The organism is Streptomyces sp. NPDC006552, assembly GCF_040611655.1.
Taxonomy (GTDB): Bacteria; Actinomycetota; Actinomycetes; order Streptomycetales; family Streptomycetaceae; genus Streptomyces.
Window position 1 is genome coordinate 1 of sequence record NZ_JBEXOS010000037.1, and the last position, 20025, is coordinate 20025.

Here is a 20025-nt window from a genome sequence, read left to right on the forward strand (position 1 = left end):
TGGGGCGCTGGGGGTTCTCTGGCGGGGGGGGTGGGGCGGGCCGGAGCGGCCCGCCACTCCCCGTTGCGCGTTCGGCCGCCGGTGCGGTTCGTTCAGGCGCAGGGGGAGCGGTGGGCGGCGTACGCCAGGGTGCCCAACAGCAGCCGCGCCTGCGGCGGTTGCGTCGCCGTGTCGAGCGACGGGGCGCGCAGCCAGGTCGCCGGACCGAGACCGCCACGGTCCGAGGGCGGGGCGGTGACGTACGCACCCGGGCCGAGCGCGTGCAGGTCGAGGGGCGCGTCGTCCCAGCCCGTGCGGTAGAGCAGGGACGGGAGCTGTGCCGCGGCGCCGGGCGCCACGAAGAAGTGGGCGCGGCCCTCAGGGGTGGCGATCACCGGGCCGAGGGGCAGGCCCATCCGCTCCAGGCGGACCAGGGCGCGCCGGCCGGCCGGTTCGGGGACGTCGATGACGTCGAAGGCGCGGCCCACCGGGAGCAGGACGGCGGCGCCGGGGAAGCGGCCCCAGGAGGCGGTCACATCGTCGAGGGTGGCGCCGGCCGGTACCACCGCCGCCGGGTCGAGCGGGTGGGCGCCGGGCGCCGCGCACTCCGCCTTGCCGCAGGAGCAGTCCGGCCCCACGGCACGGGCGCCGGGCACGACGTCCCAGCCCCACAGGCCGGTGAACTCCGCCACCGTGGTGCAGTCCGAAGCGCGGCCGACCGCCCGGCCGCGACGCCGTGTGCCGGAGCGCATCTCTCGAATGCCGCCGATCGTGAAGCCCATGCCCCCTCCAACGGGTCCTGCGCACCGGTGGTTACGTGACGGAATCGGATCGTGACCCAGTGTGCACGCGCCGCCCGGTCGTGGGCGGCGGAGAGTCGTATCCGGGGTGGTGAACCCAGCGCCGCGCGCCCGGCGCGCACTCCGCTTCGCCTACTTCCGGCTGTCCTATGTCAAGTGAATCGCGTACAGCCGTCCCTGAGTTCATTCGAAGGGGTGGCGAATGGTGGCGTTTCCGGGTTCGCCCTCGCCGGAGGGGTGATCGTAGGATTACTTTCAGTACACAACGCCTCGGGGTATGTGCACCCGTGGGTATGCCGCAGGCAAGTCGCTTTCCTGTTCGAGGAGTGACAACTGGCGGACGGGAGGCCGTGGTTGACGGCATCCTGGTAAGGCTTGCGGTCGAGAGTGGTCGGCAGGGCATGGCAGCGGGTCTCGGTGACTTCAGGGATGGGGGCGTTCAGTGGGCGGCAGCGACGGAAGCGTGACGAACGCTGAGAAGCGCCCGAACGAACTGCTCGGCTCGTGGTTCGTGCGCAGCGGCTGGTCCAAGGGCGAGCTGGCGCGTCAAGTGAACCGGCGCGCCCGGCAGTTGGGCGCCAATCACATCTCCACCGACACCTCGCGCGTGCGGCGCTGGCTCGACGGGGAGAATCCGCGCGAGCCGATCCCGCGCATCCTCAGCGAGCTGTTCTCCGAGCGGTTCGGCTGCGTCGTCGCCGTCGAGGACCTCGGACTGCGGGCCGCGCACCAGGCCCCCTCGGTCTCCGGGGTCGACCTGCCCTGGACCGGACCCCAGACGGTCGCGCTCATTGGCGAGTTCTCGCGCAGCGACCTGATGCTGGCGCGCCGCGGCTTCCTCGGCAGCTCGCTCGCCCTCGCGGCGGGGCCCTCGCTCATCGAACCCATGCAGCGCTGGCTGGTGCCCGGCCCCGGCGGCGCGAAGACCGCCGGCGAAGCCGAGCCCGCCGGGCAGCGCCGCGGGAACCGGCTGTCACGGCCGGAGCTGGACCTGCTGGAGTCCACCACCGTCATGTTCCGCCAGTGGGACGCCCAGTGCGGCGGCGGCCTGCGCCGCAAGGCCGTCGTGGGGCAGCTGCACGAGGTCACCGACCTCCTCCAGGAGCCGCAGCCCGAGGCCACCACGAAACGCCTGTTCAAGGTCGCGGCCGAACTGGCCGAGCTGGCCGGGTGGATGAGCTACGACGTGGGCCTGCAACCCACCGCGCAGAAGTACTTCGTGCTCGCCCTGCACGCCGCGAAGGAAGCCGGCGACAAGCCGCTCGGTTCGTACGTCCTGAGCAGCATGAGCCGGCAGATGATCCACCTCGGCCGCCCCGAGGACGCCCTGGAACTCATCCACCTCGCCCAGTACGGCAGCCGCGAATGCGCCGGCCCGCGCACCCAGGCCATGCTGTATGCGATGGAGGCCCGCGCCTACGCGAACATGGGGCAGCCCGGCAAGTGCAAGCGCGCCGTGCGGATGGCCGAGGACACCTTCACCGACGCCGACGACTGGGACGACCCGGACCCCGACTGGATCCGCTTCTTCTCCGAGGCCGAGCTGCACGGGGAGAACAGCCACTCGTTCCGCGACCTCGCCTACGTGGCGGGACGCAGCCCCACGTACGCGTCGATGGCCGAGCCCGTGATGCAGCAGGCCGTCGAACTCTTCGGCAAGGACAGCGAGCACCAGCGCTCGTACGCGCTGAACCTGATCGGCATGGCCACCGTGCACCTGATCCAGAAGGAGCCCGAGCAGGCCACCGTGCTGGCGGAGCGCGCGCTGTCGATCGCCCGCAAGGTCCGCTCCGAGCGCGTCAACACCCGCATCCGCAAGACCGTGGACACCGCGGTGCGTGACTTCGGGGACGTCGCGGAGGTCATGCAGCTGACCGAACGGCTGGCAGTCCAACTGCCCGAGACCGCCGAAGCAGCCGTCTGACCTCCCGTGAACGCCGGCCGCGGCCGACCGTCCCCTCACCATCCGACTCGGCTCCCCCAGCCAGGTCAGCACGGACGGAAGACCGCGGCCGGTTCTCCGTGACCCGGCCCGGCCGCACCGCGACCACGCCCGGCACCGCCGTCATCCGGCACTTCACCTACGCGTAACACCCAGGACCTCTTCGTCACTGCGGCGAAACATCGAGGGGCGCCCCCGGAAACCGCGCTGCGCCAGTCTTCTGGCGCATAACCGGCCCACCCCTCATGACCGCTTCTGGCTTCGCCCGCACGGGGCCGTACCAATGACGAGGAGACGCCGATGGCACCAGCCGCCATCACGCTCGCCGCGGAGGCGCCCAAGCTCTCCGCCGCGAACACAGGCTTCATGTTGATCTGTTCCGCCCTGGTGATGCTCATGACGCCGGGCCTGGCCTTCTTCTACGGAGGCATGGTCCGGGTCAAGAGCACCCTGAACATGCTGATGATGAGCTTCATCAGCCTCGGGATCGTCACGATCCTGTGGGTGCTGTACGGCTTCTCCCTCGCGTTCGGCACCGACAAGGGGTCGCTCATCGGCTGGGACGGCGACTTCGTCGGCCTCAGCGGGATCGGGCTGACCCAGCTCTGGGACGGCTACACCGTCCCGGTCTACGTCTTCGCCGTCTTCCAGCTGATGTTCGCCATCATCACGCCCGCCCTGATCAGCGGCGCCCTCGCGGACCGCGTCAAGTTCACCGCCTGGGCGCTGTTCATCACCCTGTGGGCCACGATCGTCTACTTCCCGGTCGCGCACTGGGTCTGGGGGACCGGCGGCTGGGCCTTCGACCTCGGCGTCATCGACTTCGCGGGCGGCACGGCCGTGCACATCAACGCCGGTGCCGCGGCCCTCGGCGTCATCCTCGTCATCGGCAAGCGCACCGGGTTCAAGAAGGACCCGATGCGGCCGCACTCGCTGCCCTGGACGATGCTCGGCGCCGGCCTCCTCTGGTTCGGCTGGTTCGGCTTCAACGCCGGCTCCTGGCTCGGCAACGACGACGGTGTCGGCGCGCTGATGTTCGTCAACACCCAGGTCGCCACCGCCGCCGCCATGCTCGCCTGGCTCCTCTACGAGAAGCTGCGCCACGGCGCGTTCACCTCGCTCGGCGCCGCCTCCGGCGCCGTCGCCGGACTCGTCGCGATCACCCCCTCCGGTGGCGCGGTCTCCCCGCTCGGCGCGATCGCCGTCGGCGTCATCGCCGGTGTGCTGTGCGCCATGGCCGTCGGCCTCAAGTACAAGTTCGGCTACGACGACTCCCTCGACGTCGTCGGCGTCCACCTGGTCGGCGGTATCGCCGGCTCCCTGCTCATCGGCTTCTTCGCCACCGGTGGCGGCCAGTCCGACGTGGCCGGCCTCTTCTACGGCGGCGGCCTCACCCAGTTCTGGAAGCAGTGCGCCGGCGTCGGCGGCGTCCTCGCCTACTCGCTCGTCGTCTCCGCGATCCTCGCCTTCCTCATCGACAGGACCATGGGCATGCGGGTCAGCGAGGACGTCGAGGTCGGCGGCATCGACCAGGTCGAGCACGCCGAGACCGCCTATGACTTCAGCGGCGCGGGCGGTGGCACCGCCACCCGGGCACCCCTGCCCACCCCGGCCGCCACGACCGCACCGCACACCAAGAAGGTGGACGCATGAAGCTCATCACCGCGGTCGTCAAGCCGCACCGGCTCGACGAGATCAAGGAGGCCCTCCAGGCCTTCGGCGTCCAGGGCCTGACCGTGACGGAGGCCAGCGGGTACGGCCGCCAGCGCGGGCACACCGAGGTCTACCGTGGGGCGGAGTACACCGTCGATCTGGTGCCCAAGATCCGGATCGAGGTCCTGGTCGAGGACGACGACGCCGAGCAACTGGTCGAGGTCGTCGTCAAAGCCGCCCGCACCGGCAAGATCGGGGACGGCAAGGTCTGGGCGGTCCCCGTGGAGACGGCCGTGCGGGTCCGGACCGGCGAGCGCGGACCGGACGCGCTGTAAGCGATTCGACGCACGGAACGGGAGCCGCTGGGTGACGAGTGTGAACGACGTACGGACCGACGACGCGGGCGACGAACCCGGCGGCTACGCGGCGGCCCGGCTGCGCCTCCTCCAAGGAGAGGCGCGGTTCGGGCCGCCGCGCCGTTCCGCCCTCGCCGACCTCACCGACGACTGGTTGGCGCGGCTGTTCCGCGCCGGGAAACCGGGGCCGGGCATCTCGCTGGTCGCCGTCGGCGGCTACGGACGCGGTGAACTCTCCCCGCGCAGCGACCTCGACCTCCTGCTTCTGCACGACGGCGCGGCCGATCCCGACACCGTCGCCGCCCTCGCCGACCGGATCTGGTACCCGGTCTGGGACCTCGGCCTCGCCCTCGACCACTCCGTGCGCACCCCCGCGGAGGCGCGCAAGACGGCCGGCGACGACCTCAAGGTGCAGCTGGGGCTGCTCGACGCCCGCCACCTCGTCGGCGATCTCGGCCTCACCGCCGGGCTGCGCACCGCCGTCCTCGCGGACTGGCGCAACCAGGCGCCCAAGCGCCTGCCCGAACTGCGCGAACTGTGCGCGGAGCGGGCCGAGCGCCAGGGCGAACTTCAGTACCTTCTCGAACCCGATCTGAAGGAGGCGCGCGGCGGCCTGCGCGACGCCACCGCGCTGCGGGCCGTCGCCGCCTCGTGGCTGGCCGACGCGCCGCGCGAAGGCCTCGCCGACGCCCGCCGCCGCCTGCTCGACGTACGGGACGCGCTGCACCTGGCGACCGGCCGCGCCACCGACCGGCTCGCGCTCCAGGAACAGGACCAGGTCGCCGCCGAACTCGGCCTGCTCGACGCCGACACCCTGCTGCGACAGGTGTACGAAGCGGCGCGCACGGTGTCCTACGCCAGTGACGTCACCTGGCGCGAGGTCGGCCGGGTCCTCGCCTCCCGGTCCGTCCGCCCCCGCCTGCGCGCCATGCTGGGCGGCAGGAGCGCGCCCGTCGAGCGCTCGCCGCTCGCCGAGGGCGTCGTCGAGATGGACGGCGAGGTCGTCCTCGCGCGCGCGGCCCGGCCCGAGCGGGACCCGGTGCTGCCGCTGCGCGCGGCCGCGGCCGCGGCCCAGGCCGGCCTGCCGCTGTCGCTGCACGCGGTCCGCCGGCTGGCCGCGGCTACCCGGCCGCTCCCCACCCCCTGGCCCGCCGAGGCCCGCGAACAACTCGTGACCCTGCTCGGCGCCGGCCGCCCGACGGTAGAGGTCTGGGAGGCCCTGGAGGCCGAGGGGCTGGTCACCCGGTTGCTGCCGGACTGGGAGCGGGTCCGCTGCCGGCCGCAGCGCAACGCCGTCCACACCTGGACCGTCGACCGGCACCTCGTCGAGACCGCCGTACGCGCCTCGGAGCTGACGCGGCGGGTGGGACGGCCGGACCTGCTGCTCGTGGCGGCGCTCCTGCACGACATCGGCAAGGGCTGGCCCGGCGACCACTCGGTCGCGGGCGAGACCATCGCCCGGGACGTCGCGACGCGGATCGGCTTCGACCGGGCCGATGCCGCGGTGCTCGCCGCCCTCGTCCGCCACCACCTGCTGCTCATCGAGACCGCCACCCGGCGCGACCTGGACGACCCGGCCACCGTACGAGCCGTCGCCGACGCGGTCGGCTCGCACGGGACGCTGGAACTGCTGCACGCCCTCACCGAGGCGGACGCGCTGGCCACCGGCCCCGCCGCCTGGTCGTCCTGGCGCGGCTCGCTCGTGGCCGACCTGGTCAAGCGGGTCGCCGCGGTGCTCGCCGGGGACGAGCCGCTGGACCCCGACGCCGTCGAGCCCACCGCCCACCAGGAACGGCTCGCGGTCGAGGCGTTCCGCACCGGGGGGCCGGTGCTCACGCTGCAGGCGCAGGCGGACGCGGCAGCCTCGGCCGAGGAGGGCGGCGAGCCGGCCGCTCCGGGGCCGCAGGGTGCGGAGTCGCAAGGAGCGGAACCGCAGGGTGCGGAGCGGCAGGGCGCGGAGCTGCTGATCGCGGTGCCGGATCAGCCCGGGGTGCTCCCGGCGGTCGCCGGCGTACTCGCCCTGCACCGGCTGACCGTGCGCACCGCGGAGCTGCGGTCCCTGTCGCTGCCCGAGGAGTGGGGCCAGGGCGCCCGGCCCCGGAAAGCAGAGGGGCGCACCGGGGACCGCTCGGTCCTGCTCCTGAACTGGCGGGTCTCCGCCGAGTACGGCTCGCTGCCCCAGGCCGCCCGGCTCCGCGCCGACCTCGTCCGCGCCCTCGACGGCTCGCTCGACATCGCGGCGCGGCTCGCCGAGCGGGACGCGGCCTACCCGCGACGGCGCGGCGTGGTGGCGCCCCCGGCCCGGGTCAGGGTGGCGCCCGCCGGGTCCCGGCTCGCGACCGTCATCGAAGTGCGGGCCCAGGACGCCCCGGGGTTGCTGCACCGCATCGGCCGGGCCCTTGAGGTCTCCGACGTGCGTATGCGCTCCGCGCACGTCTCCACGCTGGGCGCCAACGCGGTCGACGCCTTCTACGTCACCGGGCCCGAGGGCACGCCGCTGCCCGCGGAGGAAGCCGTAGCGGTGGCCCGCTCCCTGGAGGCGGCGCTGCGGCCGAACCCGTCCGGCCGCTGAACCGCGCGGCCGGGGGCCCGACACCCTTTGCGACTGCCGTTCGCAGGGGCGCCGGGTGAAGCGGAATGCGGTCGGCCGGGTCCCGGACTGCTTCTGCCGCTGACGGGGCGCAGACCCAATCCGCCGCGACCGATACCCTGGAAGGCGACCTGTCCGTAGAGCCACCCGACCCGAGGATTCGCGACCGCCGTGTTCGACACTCTTTCCGATCGCCTCGCAGCGACATTCAAGAATCTCCGCGGCAAGGGTCGCCTCAGCGAGGCGGACATCGACGCCACGGCGCGCGAGATCCGGATCGCCCTGCTGGAAGCCGACGTCGCCCTGCCCGTCGTCCGCTCCTTCATCAAGCAGGTGAAGGAGCGGGCGGCAGGCGCCGAGGTCTCCCAGGCGCTCAACCCCGCCCAGCAGGTCATCAAGATCGTCAACGAGGAGCTCGTCGGCATCCTCGGTGGCGAGACCCGCCGCCTGCGCTTCGCCAAGACCGCACCGACCGTGATCATGCTCGCGGGTCTGCAGGGTGCCGGTAAGACGACCCTCGCCGGCAAGCTCGGCCACTGGCTCAAGTCCCAGGGCCACTCGCCGCTGCTCGTCGCCTGTGACCTGCAGCGCCCGAACGCCGTGAACCAGCTCAGCGTCGTCGCCGAGCGCGCCGGCGTCGGCATCTACGCCCCCGAGCCGGGCAACGGCGTGGGCGACCCGGTCAAGGTCGCCAAGGACTCCATCGAGTACGCGAAGTCCAAGGTCTTCGACGTCGTCATCGTCGACACCGCCGGCCGCCTGGGCATCGACCAGGAGCTGATGCGGCAGGCCGCGGACATCCGTGACGCCGTCTCCCCGGACGAGGTCCTCTTCGTCGTCGACGCGATGATCGGTCAGGACGCGGTCAACACCGCCGAGGCGTTCCGCGACGGCGTCGGCTTCGACGGTGTCGTGCTGTCGAAGCTCGACGGTGACGCGCGTGGTGGTGCGGCGCTGTCGATCGCTCACGTCACCGGCCGCCAGATCATGTTCGCCTCCAACGGCGAGAAGCTGGACGACTTCGACGCGTTCCACCCGGACCGGATGGCGTCCCGCATCCTCGGCATGGGCGACATGCTCACGCTGATCGAGAAGGCCGAGCAGACCTTCTCGCAGCAAGAGGCCGAGAAGATGGCCTCGAAGCTGGCCTCCAAGAAGGGCCAGGACTTCACGCTCGACGACTTCCTGGCGCAGATGGAGCAGGTCCGGAAGATGGGCTCCATCTCCAAGCTGCTCGGCATGCTGCCGGGGATGGCCCAGGTGAAGGACCAGATCGCCAACCTCGACGAGCGCGACGTCGACCGCACCGCCGCCATCATCAAGTCGATGACCCCGGCCGAGCGCGCCGACGCCTCGATCATCAACGGTTCGCGCCGCGCCCGTATCGCGAGGGGCTCCGGCGTCGACGTCAGCGCGGTGAAGAACCTGGTCGAGCGGTTCTTCGAGGCCCGCAAGATGATGTCCCGCATGGCTCAGGGCGGCGGCATGCCGGGGATGCCCGGGTTGCCCGGCATGGGCGGCGCGGGCCGGCAGAAGAAGCAGGCGAAGAAGGCCAAGGGCAAGCAGCGCTCCGGAAACCCGATGAAGCGCAAGCAGCAGGAGCAGGAGGAGGCCGCCCGGCGTGCGGCCGCCGCCGAGGCAGGCGGCGCGCTCGGCCTGCCCGGCGCCGGGCAGGCCGGCAAGGACTTCGAACTGCCCGACGAGTTCAAGAAGTTCATGGGCTGACGTCATGGACCGGTGACCTTTCCGTACGCGGAGGGGGTGAGGGGCGCTCGCTGGTGCGGGCGCCCCTCACCCCTGTACGGAGGTGGTCAGGAGGCCCGCGGGGCGGCCCCGCGTATCTCCGCGCCGTTGGCCAGGCCCGCCGGATCGAGGCCGAGCGCCGCCGCGGCGGTGGCGCCCACGTCGGCCAGGCTCGCCGCGTCCGGCAGCAGTTCCGCGCCCGCCGCCTCGGGACGGTGGATCAGTACGGGGACGTACTCGCGCGTGTGGAAGGCGTGGCCGATCGTCGGGTCGTTGCCGTGGTCGCCCGTCACGATCAGCCGGTCGCCGGCCTCGCTGAGCAGCGACAGCAGCGCCGCGAGACCCGCGTCGACCTGCTCCAGGATGCGTCCGTGCCGCTCGGCGTCCTGCTGGTGCCCGGCGAGATCGGTCTCCTGCACATTGGCCACGACCAGTGCGTCGCCCGCGGACCGGGCCGCCTCCACCGTGTGCGCGAGGACCTCGGCCGTGTCCACGGCGGGCCGGCGCACCGCCGTCTCGCAGACCAGGATGTCCGCGGCCTTGCCGACCAGCGTCACCGGCACGCCTGCCCGCGCCGCCAGCTCCGGCAGCTGCCGGGTGTGGTCGAGCTCGGCCCCCAGATGCTGCACCTGAAGTCCGCCGTTGCGGTAGAAACCGGTCGCCGGAGTGTCCAGGCCGACCGTGCCGCCGTCGCCCGGCCGCACGAACGCGCTCAGCGGCCCGTCCGCGTGCCCCCCGACCGCGATGACCCGGGCCACCGGGGCGATCGTCCGGACCGTGCGGGCGATGGACAGGACGGCGTCGAAGCCGACGGCGTCGAGCCGGCCCGACGCGTTCCAGTTGATCCCCGGGTCCGCCTCCAGGTTGTCGTGCACGAGAACCGTGCCGTCGACAACCAACAGGGGCTTGCCGTCCAGCAGTTCGACCTGGTGGCCCGCGTCCGTGAGGACCCGCCGCACCTCGTCCAGGTGCTCGGCGAGCCGCGCCACCGTCACCCGGCTGAAGTCCGCCCCCATCATCGTCTGGTGCCCGGCGAACGTGTCCGCCCCCGGATAACCGAGCGCGGCCCGTCCCGCCGCCACTGGCAGCCGAGTGCGCCGGGCCAGGTCGGGGTGCGGGTGGACCAGGCCGAGGCCGAGCGCGCCGAGGACGGGCAGCCGCAGCGGCCTGCCGAACGCCTCCCGGCACCGGTCCAGCACGTGCCCGCAGGTGTCGGCGGCCAGGTCGCCCGGGCGCAGGACGCCCGCGTCCGGCATGGCGCCGATACCGAACCCGTCCACCACCACGATCACGGTCCTGCTCATGAGGCGGCCTTCCCCTGTGCGTCGAACAGGCCGACGAGGCGTGGCGCCCCCGTCGAGAGGCCGGCCACCACGGCGACCGTCGAACGCGTCACGAAGATCTGCGTACGGAATGCCAGCAGAGCGGTGTCACCCGGCCTCGGCCCCGCGCCCGCCCCGGGCGCGTCGAGCAGCCGGTAGTAGTCGATGTTCTCCGGCGGCGCCTCTTGTACCGGCAGGCGCACTCCGGTGCGGGGGAGCAGCGCCGACGTGATGTGGGAACGCGCGTAGAAACCACCGCCGAAGACCGCGGGCCGGCCGTCGGCGAGGGTGTGCGCGACCTCGGTGACGTACACATAAGCGGGCTTCTCTGGCTGGCCGAGGTCCCGCGCGTGCAGCGGAGTGGTACCGGTGAGGGAGTGGCCGGGCTCGCCGTGGGTGGCCCCGAGTTCGGCGAGGAGCGGGAGCGTCGCCACGGAGGTGGCACTGGGGGCGCTGAGCCTGAGGTCCTCGTGCCCGCGCGCGGCCAGTGTCCGGCGCGCCGCGAGGGCGAGGTCGAAGTTGGCCGTGGGCGCCGGCAGGCCCGTCGCCGGATCGCACAACACGCACGGGAACGCTGTGACGCCGCCGATCCGCACCCCGGGAAGCTGCTCCACGGCCGCCGCGAACGCCTCGATCCCGGCGAGCGGGACCCCGCCCTCCTGCCCGGGATACACCGCCCCCGGCGCCCCTTCGAGCCGGATCAGGATGTCCTGCACCCGGCCGAGCCCAAGCGCGGCGTCGGACACCGCCCGCGCGTTCGCCAGGTCGTAGACGGTCACCGTCTCGGGACGCCAGGAGAGCATCTCGGGCAGCGCGCGGTGCGGGATCTGTACCAGGTGGCCGAGGTTGCCCGCCTGCGCACCGGCCGCGTGCAGCGTCCGGGCCTCGGGCGGATCGATCGCGGCGTACTTCGGGATGTGCCGCGCGATGGCCTTGATCAACTCGGGATTGCGGCCCAGCTGTTTGACGACGAACCAGAGGCCGAGGCCGAGCCGCTCGGCCTCGGCGGCGAGCAGCTCCGCGTTCGCCTCGATCGCGTCGAGGTCCATCACATAGGTGTCCGGTGGGACGGCGCCGCGCCGATGGAGGTCGGCCGCCGCGTCGATCAGCGCGGGGTTGCGGGCGAGCAGACTGTCGAGGAACACGGTCGGTCAGTCCTTGCTGAGTTCGTGGAGCGAGCGGCGCAGGATGGAGACGACCAGATCGGCGCCCGCGCGCATCGGGTTGATCCGGACCGTCCAGTCGGCGAGCCCGGGGGCGTCGTCCAGGGAGGAGCTGGACATGCGGTAGAAGAGCGGTGCGATCTCGTACCGGGAGTTGGAGCCCACCGGGTAGGGCGCCGCTCCGAACCTCGCCGCCACGGAGGGCAGCTCCCGCGCCACCGGCCGGTCGAGCCGCACCAGCAGACAACGGTCCTGCGCGTTGGCGATCCGCACCTCGGCGACGCCCGGCACCTCGCCGGCCGTGAGGCGCTCGGCCACCTCCGCGCCGACGCGGGACTGCAGCGCCCACATCACCGGCACGTGCGTGAGCGCACGCAGCGCGTCGAGCGCCTGGTGCCCTTGGACCTGGCCGCCCCCGGAGTAGTTGTCCGCGCGCACGTGCTCGACGAGGTCCCGGGCGCCGACCACCGCCCCGACGCCCTCCGGGCCGTGCAGCTTGAACAGGGAGAAGCAGGAGGCGTCGGCGCCCAGTTCGACCCCGGCGGCCGGGACACGCAGCACCGCGTAGTTGTCGTCGACGACCGTGCGCACCCCGGCCGCGCGGCACGCCGCCAGCACGGCGCCCGGATCGTAGGAGTCGGCGAGCCGCTGCCGGGTGTGCTGCACGTACGCCCAGCGGAACTGCCCCGAGGCCAGGGCCGTGCGCAGCGCCTCAGCGTCGTTGAAGTCGACCTCGTGCGTCCGTACGCCGAGGCCGCGCAAGGTGACCTCGGTGGTGCGGTAGACGGGTGCCTGGTGGATGAGCAGCGGGTCGCCCGCGCGCACCGCCGCGCTCAGCGCCGCCCGGATCGCACCCGTGCCCGCTCCCTGGACGAGAGCGGCGTCCTCGGCGCCGAAGAAGTCGGCGAGGACGGCCTCCACCTGGGCGGTGGTCCGGGGCCGGCCGAGGCCGGGCACGACACCCGCGTCCGCGGCGAACAGTTCGGCGCCCTCGAGGTGGGCGGCGGTGCATTCCAGCAGGCGGAACTGGCGGGCCGCGGCCTCCTCGACGGGGACGGTGGCGAGCGGGTGGGTCGTCGGCAGGGCGGGCGGCTGAGGAGGGGAGTCCGTCAGGGCCATGGTCAGATCTCCTCCGTGTCGGCGCCGGTCAGGAAGCGCAGGGGGTTGCGCCGTGTCATCAGGTCGATCAGGTCGTCGTCCACGCCGGCGGCGCGCAGCCGGGGCAGGAACGAGCGGAACAGATGTCCGTAACCCTGGCCGCCTTCCGACACCAGGTACGCGTGCCGGGAGATGTCGCAGCTCAGCAAGGCCCGGTCGGCGTGGCCCGCCTCGATGAGGCCGAGCAGGAGGCGCAGCCGGGTGGAGTCGCTCTGGTAGCTCTCCTTGCCGACCGTGTCGAAGGCTACGTAGGCCCCGCGCGACGCCAGCTCCTTGTGCACGGCCGGATCGTCCAGAAGGTCCTGGTGGCCGAGGCAGACGCGGTGCGCGGGCAGCCCTTCATCTATGAGCAGCTCCAGCTGGGCGAGGCCACCGTGTCCGAGCTGGGCGTGCGTGGCGACGGAGAGGCCCGTGGCGAGGGCCGCCCGGGCGGCCGCGCGCAGCGATCGGGTCTCGGGGGCGCTCGGCACATCCCCGTGGCTGCCTACCTCACCGAGGACGCCGGGCCGGATACCGGTGGTGCCGAACCCGTCCTCGATCTCGCGCACGAGGCTCTCCGCGAGCGCTTCCACACTGGCCGAGGCCACCTCGGGGGTGTGGAAGGGCTCGTAGTACCAGCCGGTGGCGGCGACGACGGCGACCCCTGCTTCCCGCGCGAGGGCGGCGAGTGCGCGCGGATCGCGTCCCATTCCGCGGCAGGTCAGGTCGATGACCAGGGAGAGGTCGAACTCCTCGCGCAGCGCCGCGAGTTCGGCGGCGATCGCCGGCCCGTGCCGCACGGGGTCCAGAACGGCTCCGTCGTCGCCCGCGAGATCCAGATCGAGCGCGAGGTGCTCGTGGGTGAGAGCGGGGCCGCGGACGGCCTCATAGGAAAGGGGTCCCGTGACGGTGTGGAGGGTGGTGTGCATGGTGGGGGTGTTCCTTTCCGCGTGCTGATCCCGTGGGCCGGGTGGTGCTCTCGGCCTCGGTCGTCGGCCGCTCACCCTTCTCAACGGTCCGCGTTCCGCACGAGTTCCACGGAGAGTGACGAAATGTGGGGAGAATTTCACGGAGTGTGAAACAGCAGGTGAGTCGGCCGGCGGAAGGGGCGGCGGGTCCGGTACCGCCCGGCGTCCGCGTCCCTCACGTCTTCAGCGGGGTGAACAGGTCGAGCCAGTACAGGACATTGAGCGCGATGCCGCCGACGATCACCGCCGCGGGCGCTGCCGCCATCCGCACGACGGGCCGGCCCATCGCCTCGTTGAGCAGGTACAGCCCGCCCACGATGAGGATGCCGAGCCCCGCTCCCATCGCGTTCGCCGCCATCAGCGAACCGAACAGGATGGCCAGTTGGAGCGTGTCGGAGATGGCGCTGCGCAGGTGCTCGGACGAGTCGCGCACGCTCGGCAGCTTGCCGAGGAGCTTGCCGATGTAGGAGAGGGCGAGCACCTCGACCGCGAAGACGAGGGCGCCGACGACGGCCGCGAGGAACGGGTTCGGCAGCAGATAACCGATGGGGTAGACGAGCGTGAAGCCCGCGATGCCGTACGCGCCGGAGGCCAGGGCCGTGGTCGCGATCAGCGGGATGAAGCCGAAGACGCGGTAGAAGTCGACCTGGGCCGCCTCTCCGTACTGCCCCTTGGCGATCAGGAAACTGGTGGCCTCGCCGCCGCCGAATATGTGCATCTGGGCCAGGACACAGACACCCGCGCCGAGCAGCATGAACAGCGGCAGGTAGCGGCGCAGCCGGGCCGCGCTCGCACTGAACAGGGACGCCATCGGGTCATCGGCGGGGTCACTCTCCTCGACCTCCTCGACCTTCTGCGCGCGGTCCGCCTTGCGTTGCCCGAGGTCCTTGGCGATCGCGAGGCCGATCAGCATCAGGACGCCGACGGCCATGGCGATGGCGCCCGCGAAGACGTTCGGCCACAGCTTCATGGTCATGACGACCAGCGCCAGTTCGACGACGCCGGCGATCCCGCCCCACTTGCGCCCGAACTGCTTGGTGATGGCGAGCACCGGGAACAGCGTGAAGAGGAAGAGGATCGGCGTCGACATCTGCTGCATCGCCGTCAGGAAGTCGACAGGCAGATCGTGCGCGAGGTTGTTGGCGCCGTTCAGACCGAAGACGACGATGGCGCCCCACGCGGCGCCCAGGATCGGCGCGAGCCACTTCTTGGGCGCGAGGATGCCCAGGATGTCGGTGGGCAGGAACACCAGCCACGGGTTGAGGACACCGGTGGACAGGGCCATCGGCGCGCCCAGGCCGAAGATGAACCCGGCGGACAGGCCGAAGGAGACCGCCGTGGTGGCGCTGCGGGTGGACCGCCCCTGGATGAAGTCGAGCATGAAGGGGCGCACGCCGTCGTTGAAGACGGCCAGGGCCATGTGCGAGATGAACGCGGTCAGCGCGCACAGGGCGATCACGGTGAGCTGCTGCGCGAGCGTGAAGTCGAGGTTCGCGCCGGCGGCGATGACGGTACCCGTCGAGGTGTGCATGGTGGTGTCCTACGCGGTTACGAGCGGGCCGCGATCGCCCGCGCGATCAGCGGGGCGATCTTGTCGATCTGGTCCATGGAGAAGCCGAACACCTGCTTGCCGTCCGCCAGCAAGGCGTTGACCTCGTCCTCGGTCGGCACGCCGCGCCCGAAGGTGTGGCAGGCGGGCCGGCCCATCAGGCCGACGAGCACGCCGAGGGAGGCTCCGGCACCGGTGTGGCAGGTGCCCAGGAAGTAGTCGGCCTGCCCGGCGCGCAGCTTCATCGCCGCGTCCATGTCGCTGGAGAGGGTGACCTCGACGCCGTCGAGCCCCAGTTCCTTGACCGTGTTCGCCACTTCGACCTTGCCGACGCCGCCGGTGAGGATCTTCGTCATGACTGGTTCCTTCTTTCGTAGGGCCCACCAGGGCCCGGTGGGACCTGAGGGGGGCTCAGTGGGCGGGGCGCCGCGCCAGGACAGCGAGGTGCATCGCCAGGAAGTTGATCTCCGAGTCGGGCAGGGAGGCGCCGAGATCCGCGTGCGCCCGCGCGGAGGTGCGCCGGGCCCGCTCGACGGCCTCGGGGTGGTCCGCCAGTTCGGCGGCGACCTGCTCGTCCGTGAGGAACTGATCGATGGGTGCGCCGCTCAGGAGCCGGGTGAGCGCCATCATCAGATGGCTGGTGAGCATCCCGGCGCTCTCCTCCGTCACGGTGCGGCCCTCGCTCTCCAGCGCCGCCAGTTCAGTGGCCACGAAGTCGGCGACCTCCGGCGCCACCTGGCCGCTCTCGCGGAACAGCCGGATGCGGAGGGCTAGTTGGTCGTCCATGGGACCTCCTCAGCGAGACAGTAACCGGGATTTTGGATTTTGAGCCGGGACCGGAGCCCCGGCCTTCCGCGGCCGCGAACGGCTGGCGTCAGTACGAAGGGATGCGCTCGCCTCGCAGGACCTCGGACTGCAGCTGTGCCACCTGGGAGAGGTCCAGGGCATCACGCACGGCGGAGAGCGCCTTGGCGCCCTCTGTCCGGCTGATGATGGCCGCACTGGAGTTGCGCAGCGCCAGATCGCGGGTGACCTCGTCGCCCAGAGGCAGCACGTCCACCTCCATGCCGAGCCGGCCCTGCACCTCGTCGAGGTTCCAGACCGTGGCATCGGCCTGCTTCTGTGCGAACAGGTCGCGCAGCTGCATGTACGACGACTCGACCCACTGGATGTCACTGCGCCCCGCGAAGGCACGCTCCGCGAGCATCCGCTGGTCCTCCGAAGCGTGGTCGACCGCGACCCGCAGCCCGGGGGCGTCCAGGGAGGCGCCCTCACGCACCAGGAAACCGTGCGCGCCTACGTAGGTGGCCGGTCCGAGATCGGCGACGAGCGCCAGCTCGTCCTGGTGCTGCTCGACGAGGCCGTCGGCCGCGAGCCGCGACAGGACCACCAGGTCGACCTTGCCTTCCAGGAGGGCGGCGGTTCGGTCGCCGGCGCCTCGCATGAAGGTGATGGCAAACGGCGTGCCCGCGGCTTCGAAGGCCGCGCGCAAGCCCGTGGCCAGTCCTTCGTAGCGACGCGAGTAGGGGAGCGGCATTGCGGCCAACAGGGTGCCGAGGCCGGAGAGGCGCCACAGTATGGCGCGGTCCGAGCGGACCAGGAAGGTGCCCAGGTGGCCCCGGGCGGCCGTCGCGATCCCGCCGGACTCCTCAAGGAGGCGCAGTGCGGCCTGGACGGTTCCGTTCCCGCAGCCCAGCTCCTGGGCGAAGTCCTTCACGCGCGGCAGCCGGGTGTCCGGCTCGTGGCCCATCAGCAGGACCGCGAGCTGCCGGGCCGCGAGGCCGTTGCGCGTAAGGAAGCGATCGTCGAAACCGTTCACGAATCAGACAGTAACCAGGATTCTGGATACTGGCAAGGGTCGGTGATCTGTGCGGTCATGGGCCCAAGGCCCATGGGCCCGGACGGCGCTCCCGGCGGCGGGCGGCAGGAGGAGAACAGGCGTGGCGAACCCCGTACCCCCGCGCGATCGGACCGATCAGCCCTGGCGCTCCGAGGGAGCACCGCCGCCACCGCCACCACAGAGCCCCAAGCGCAAGATGCCCGGCGGCTGGGGCGGCCTCATCCTCACGGCCCTGGTCGTCTACCTTGTCGCCAATCTGGTCCTGTCGTTCTTCAACGAAGGCGACGAGCCGACGATCTCGTACACGGAGTTCAGCAAGCAGGTCGCCGACGACAACGTCACCAAGATCTACGCCAAGGGTGACGCGATCCAGGGACAGCTCAAGAAGGAGCAGCCCACCCCGGACGACAGCGACAGCGGCGGCAAGAAGTACACGAAGTTCACGACCCAGAGACCGTCCTTCGCCGACGACAACCTGTGGGCGAACCTGGAGAAGCACGACGTGACCGTGACGGCCGAACCGGTCGTCCAGGAACGCAGCTTCCTGTCCAACCTGCTCATCTCGCTCGCCCCGATGCTGCTCCTGGTCTTCCTGTGGATCTTCATCGCGCGCCGCATGGGTCAGGGCATGGGCGGGGCGGGCGGCATGCTCGGCCGCAAGCAGCCGCCCAGGCCGGTCGAGCTGGAACCCGGCAAGAAGCGCACCACCTTCGAGGATGTCGCCGGGATCGACGAGGTCGAGGGCGAGCTGAACGACGTCGTCGACTTCCTCAAGAACCCCGAGGCCTACCGCAAGATGGGCGCCAAGATGCCCCGTGGCGTCCTCCTGGCGGGCCCGCCGGGCACCGGCAAGACACTGCTGGCCCGCGCGGTCGCCGGCGAGGCGGGCGTGCCGTTCTTCTCGGCCTCCGCCTCGGAGTTCATCGAGATGATCGTCGGCGTCGGCGCCTCACGTGTGCGGGAGCTGTTCGCCGAGTCCCGCAAGGTCGCCCCGTCGATCATCTTCATCGACGAGATCGACACCATCGGCCGGGCCCGGGGCGGCGGCAGCGGCATGGGCGGCCATGACGAACGCGAGCAGACCCTGAACCAGATCCTCACCGAGATGGACGGGTTCAGCGGCTCCGAAGGCGTCATCGTCATCGCCGCCACCAATCGCGCCGACGTCCTCGACCCCGCCCTCACGCGCCCCGGCCGCTTCGACCGCGTCGTCAGCGTCTCGCCCCCCGACCGCGGCGGACGCGAGGCGATCCTCAAGATCCACTCACGCGAGATCCCGCTCGCCTCCGACGTGGACCTCGCCCAGGTGGCGCGGACGACGCCGGGCATGACCGGCGCCGATCTCGCCAACCTCACCAACGAGGCCGCCCTCCTCGCCGTCAAGCGCAAACAGCAGCAGGTCACCCAGACCGACCTCTCCGAAGCGCTGGAGAAGGTCCAGCTCGGCGCGGAACGGCCGCTGGTCATGCCCGACGAGGAGCGCCGCCGCACTGCCTACCACGAGAGCGGTCACGCACTCCTGGGCATGCTCCAGCCCGGCGCCGACCCCGTCCGCAAGATCACGATCGTGCCGCGCGGCCGGGCGCTGGGCGTGACCCTGTCCACCCCCGACGCCGACAAATACGCGTATACGGAGGAGTACCTCCGTGGCCGCATCATCGGCGCTCTGGGTGGCATGGCGGCCGAACAGGTCGTCTACGGAGTCGTCACGACCGGAGCCGAGAACGACCTCGAACAGGTCACCAACATCGCCCGCGCCATGGTCGCCCGCTGGGGCATGAGCGAGAAGGTCGGCCGCCTGTCGGCCCTCCCGAACGACGCCCAGCAGGCTTACGGGCTCGCCGCCGCCCCCGACACCCTCGACACGATCGACGGCGAGATGCGCCGCATCGTGGACGAGTGCTACCAGGAGGCGTGCGACAAGCTACGGGAGAACCGCGACAAGCTGGACGCGCTCGCCGCCGCGCTACTGGAGAACGAGACGCTCGAAGAGGCGCACGCCTACCGGGTCGCCGGTATCACCCGCCTCGCCAAGGACTGAGGGGCTCCCCGGAGCCGATCCTGAAGGAGCCCTGACCAGGTCCCGACGCGTCCGCGTCCTACGAGGTCACGGCGTTCGGGCGATCAGGTAGCGGAAGACGTTCGGCATCCACACGGTGCCGTCCGAGCGCACGTACGGCTGGAGTGCCTCGGTCATCTCCTTGCCGACCTGCGTCAGATCCGTCGCCTCCACCGCCGCGTCGAACAATCCCGTGGACAACAGGCCACGTACCGCGCTCTCCGCGTCGGAGTATCCGAAGGGGCACGCCACTCGCCCCGACCCGTCGGGCCGCAACCCGGCCCGCTGCGCCACCTCTTCCAGGTCGTCACGGAGGGCGGCCCGCCAACTGCCGGTACTACGAAGAGGGTCGGCGAGTTTCGCGGCCACCCGGAGGACCGCTGACGTCGTGCAACGCTCGGGTGGGCCCCACCCGACGAGCACCACACAGGAACCCGGCTCCGCCAGGGGCGTCACGCTCCTCAGAAGTGTGGACAGGCCGGCCGAGTCGCCCGCTGTGCAGCCGATCGGCTGGAAGGCGGTGATCACGTTGTACGCGGGCTCGCCGGGCGCCGCCCCGGGAACGCCGTCCATGCCGCCGTCCATGCCGCCGTCCGTGAGGCGGGCCGTTCCCGGGCCGCGGCGCTGCCCACCAGAGCGCAGCAGCCGGTCCCGGGCAAGTGCCAGTCGCGCGGGGTCCCTGGGCTCGACGCCGGTCACAGCGGCGCCGCGCGAGGCCGCCATGAGCAGAGCGAGTCCGCTACCGCACTCCAGACCCAGGAGTCGGGTGCCCGAGCCGACCTCGAGCCGCTCGTACACCGCTTCGTAGACAGGAACCAGCATCCGCTCCTGAATCTCCGACCAGTCACGCGCGCGTGCGCCCCGGTCCGCGCGTGGCGCGTGGGCCACGTGGGAAAGGTGTCGCCGCACGAGCGTAGGTGTCAT

16 protein-coding genes are annotated in these 20025 nt (G+C 71.8%); 6 read left to right on the forward strand and 10 right to left on the reverse strand.

Going from position 1 to position 20025, the window contains the following annotated elements; translation table 11 throughout:
- Nucleotides 1-92: 92 nt before the first annotated feature.
- Nucleotides 93-761 (reverse strand): bifunctional DNA primase/polymerase, encoded by a 669-nt coding sequence (locus ABZY33_RS21375; RefSeq protein ID WP_356493196.1) that lies wholly within the window; start codon nt 759-761, stop codon nt 93-95.
- Nucleotides 762-1221: 460 nt separating this feature from the next.
- On the opposite strand from ABZY33_RS21375, the gene ABZY33_RS21380 reads away from it, so the two are divergent.
- The 5 genes from ABZY33_RS21380 to ffh all read left to right on the forward strand — a co-directional run bounded on the left by ABZY33_RS21380 (nt 1222) and on the right by ffh (nt 9045).
- Nucleotides 1222-2703, forward strand: a complete 1482-nt coding sequence (locus ABZY33_RS21380) for a hypothetical protein (protein ID WP_356493197.1) — start codon at nt 1222-1224, stop codon at nt 2701-2703.
- 318 nt (nt 2704-3021) lie between these two features.
- The gene (locus tag ABZY33_RS21385) at nt 3022-4374 is read left to right on the forward strand and encodes an ammonium transporter (RefSeq protein ID WP_356493198.1); all 1353 of its coding nucleotides are present in this window, start codon (nt 3022-3024) and stop codon (nt 4372-4374) included.
- Nucleotides 4371-4709: a P-II family nitrogen regulator gene (locus ABZY33_RS21390; RefSeq protein WP_356493199.1), complete on the forward strand. Its 339-nt coding sequence runs from the start codon at nt 4371-4373 to the stop codon at nt 4707-4709. Before ABZY33_RS21385 ends, ABZY33_RS21390 begins: the two co-directional genes overlap by 4 nt.
- 31 nt (nt 4710-4740) lie before the next feature.
- Complete coding sequence (locus tag ABZY33_RS21395; RefSeq protein ID WP_356493200.1) at nt 4741-7302, forward strand: [protein-PII] uridylyltransferase; 2562 nt, start codon at nt 4741-4743, stop codon at nt 7300-7302.
- Between the two features lie 189 nt (nt 7303-7491).
- The gene (gene ffh / locus ABZY33_RS21400; RefSeq protein ID WP_356493201.1) at nt 7492-9045 is read left to right on the forward strand and encodes a signal recognition particle protein; all 1554 of its coding nucleotides are present in this window, start codon (nt 7492-7494) and stop codon (nt 9043-9045) included.
- A gap of 86 nt (nt 9046-9131) precedes the next feature.
- Here the strand turns inward: ffh and ABZY33_RS21405 are convergent, their stop codons facing one another.
- The 8 genes from ABZY33_RS21405 to yhfZ form a co-directional block, all read right to left on the reverse strand.
- A complete protein-coding gene (locus tag ABZY33_RS21405; RefSeq protein WP_356493202.1) occupies nt 9132-10367 on the reverse strand; it encodes a phosphopentomutase in 1236 nt (411 codons plus the stop codon).
- On the reverse strand, nt 10364-11530 hold the full coding sequence (locus ABZY33_RS21410) for an alanine racemase (protein ID WP_356493203.1): 1167 nt from the start codon (nt 11528-11530) through the stop codon (nt 10364-10366). Before ABZY33_RS21410 ends, ABZY33_RS21405 begins: the two co-directional genes overlap by 4 nt.
- Nucleotides 11531-11536: 6 nt before the next feature.
- The gene (locus tag ABZY33_RS21415) at nt 11537-12667 is read right to left on the reverse strand and encodes an aminotransferase class V-fold PLP-dependent enzyme (RefSeq protein WP_356493204.1); all 1131 of its coding nucleotides are present in this window, start codon (nt 12665-12667) and stop codon (nt 11537-11539) included.
- A 2-nt stretch (nt 12668-12669) separates the two neighbouring features.
- A complete protein-coding gene (locus ABZY33_RS21420) occupies nt 12670-13614 on the reverse strand; it encodes a phosphotriesterase (RefSeq protein WP_356493205.1) in 945 nt (314 codons plus the stop codon).
- Between the two features lie 214 nt (nt 13615-13828).
- Complete coding sequence (locus ABZY33_RS21425; RefSeq protein WP_356493206.1) at nt 13829-15184, reverse strand: YhfT family protein; 1356 nt, start codon at nt 15182-15184, stop codon at nt 13829-13831.
- 17 nt (nt 15185-15201) lie between these two features.
- A complete protein-coding gene (locus tag ABZY33_RS21430; RefSeq protein WP_356493207.1) occupies nt 15202-15558 on the reverse strand; it encodes a DUF2620 domain-containing protein in 357 nt (118 codons plus the stop codon).
- A 55-nt stretch (nt 15559-15613) separates the two neighbouring features.
- Nucleotides 15614-15988 (reverse strand): PRD domain-containing protein, encoded by a 375-nt coding sequence (locus ABZY33_RS21435; protein WP_356493208.1) that lies wholly within the window; start codon nt 15986-15988, stop codon nt 15614-15616.
- Between the two features lie 88 nt (nt 15989-16076).
- Nucleotides 16077-17021 (reverse strand): GntR family transcriptional regulator YhfZ, encoded by a 945-nt coding sequence (yhfZ, locus tag ABZY33_RS21440; protein ID WP_356493209.1) that lies wholly within the window; start codon nt 17019-17021, stop codon nt 16077-16079.
- A gap of 121 nt (nt 17022-17142) precedes the next feature.
- On the opposite strand from yhfZ, the gene ftsH reads away from it, so the two are divergent.
- On the forward strand, nt 17143-19083 hold the full coding sequence (ftsH, locus tag ABZY33_RS21445) for an ATP-dependent zinc metalloprotease FtsH (protein ID WP_356493210.1): 1941 nt from the start codon (nt 17143-17145) through the stop codon (nt 19081-19083).
- A gap of 66 nt (nt 19084-19149) precedes the next feature.
- Here the strand turns inward: ftsH and ABZY33_RS21450 are convergent, their stop codons facing one another.
- Complete coding sequence (locus tag ABZY33_RS21450; RefSeq protein ID WP_356493211.1) at nt 19150-20025, reverse strand: SAM-dependent methyltransferase; 876 nt, start codon at nt 20023-20025, stop codon at nt 19150-19152.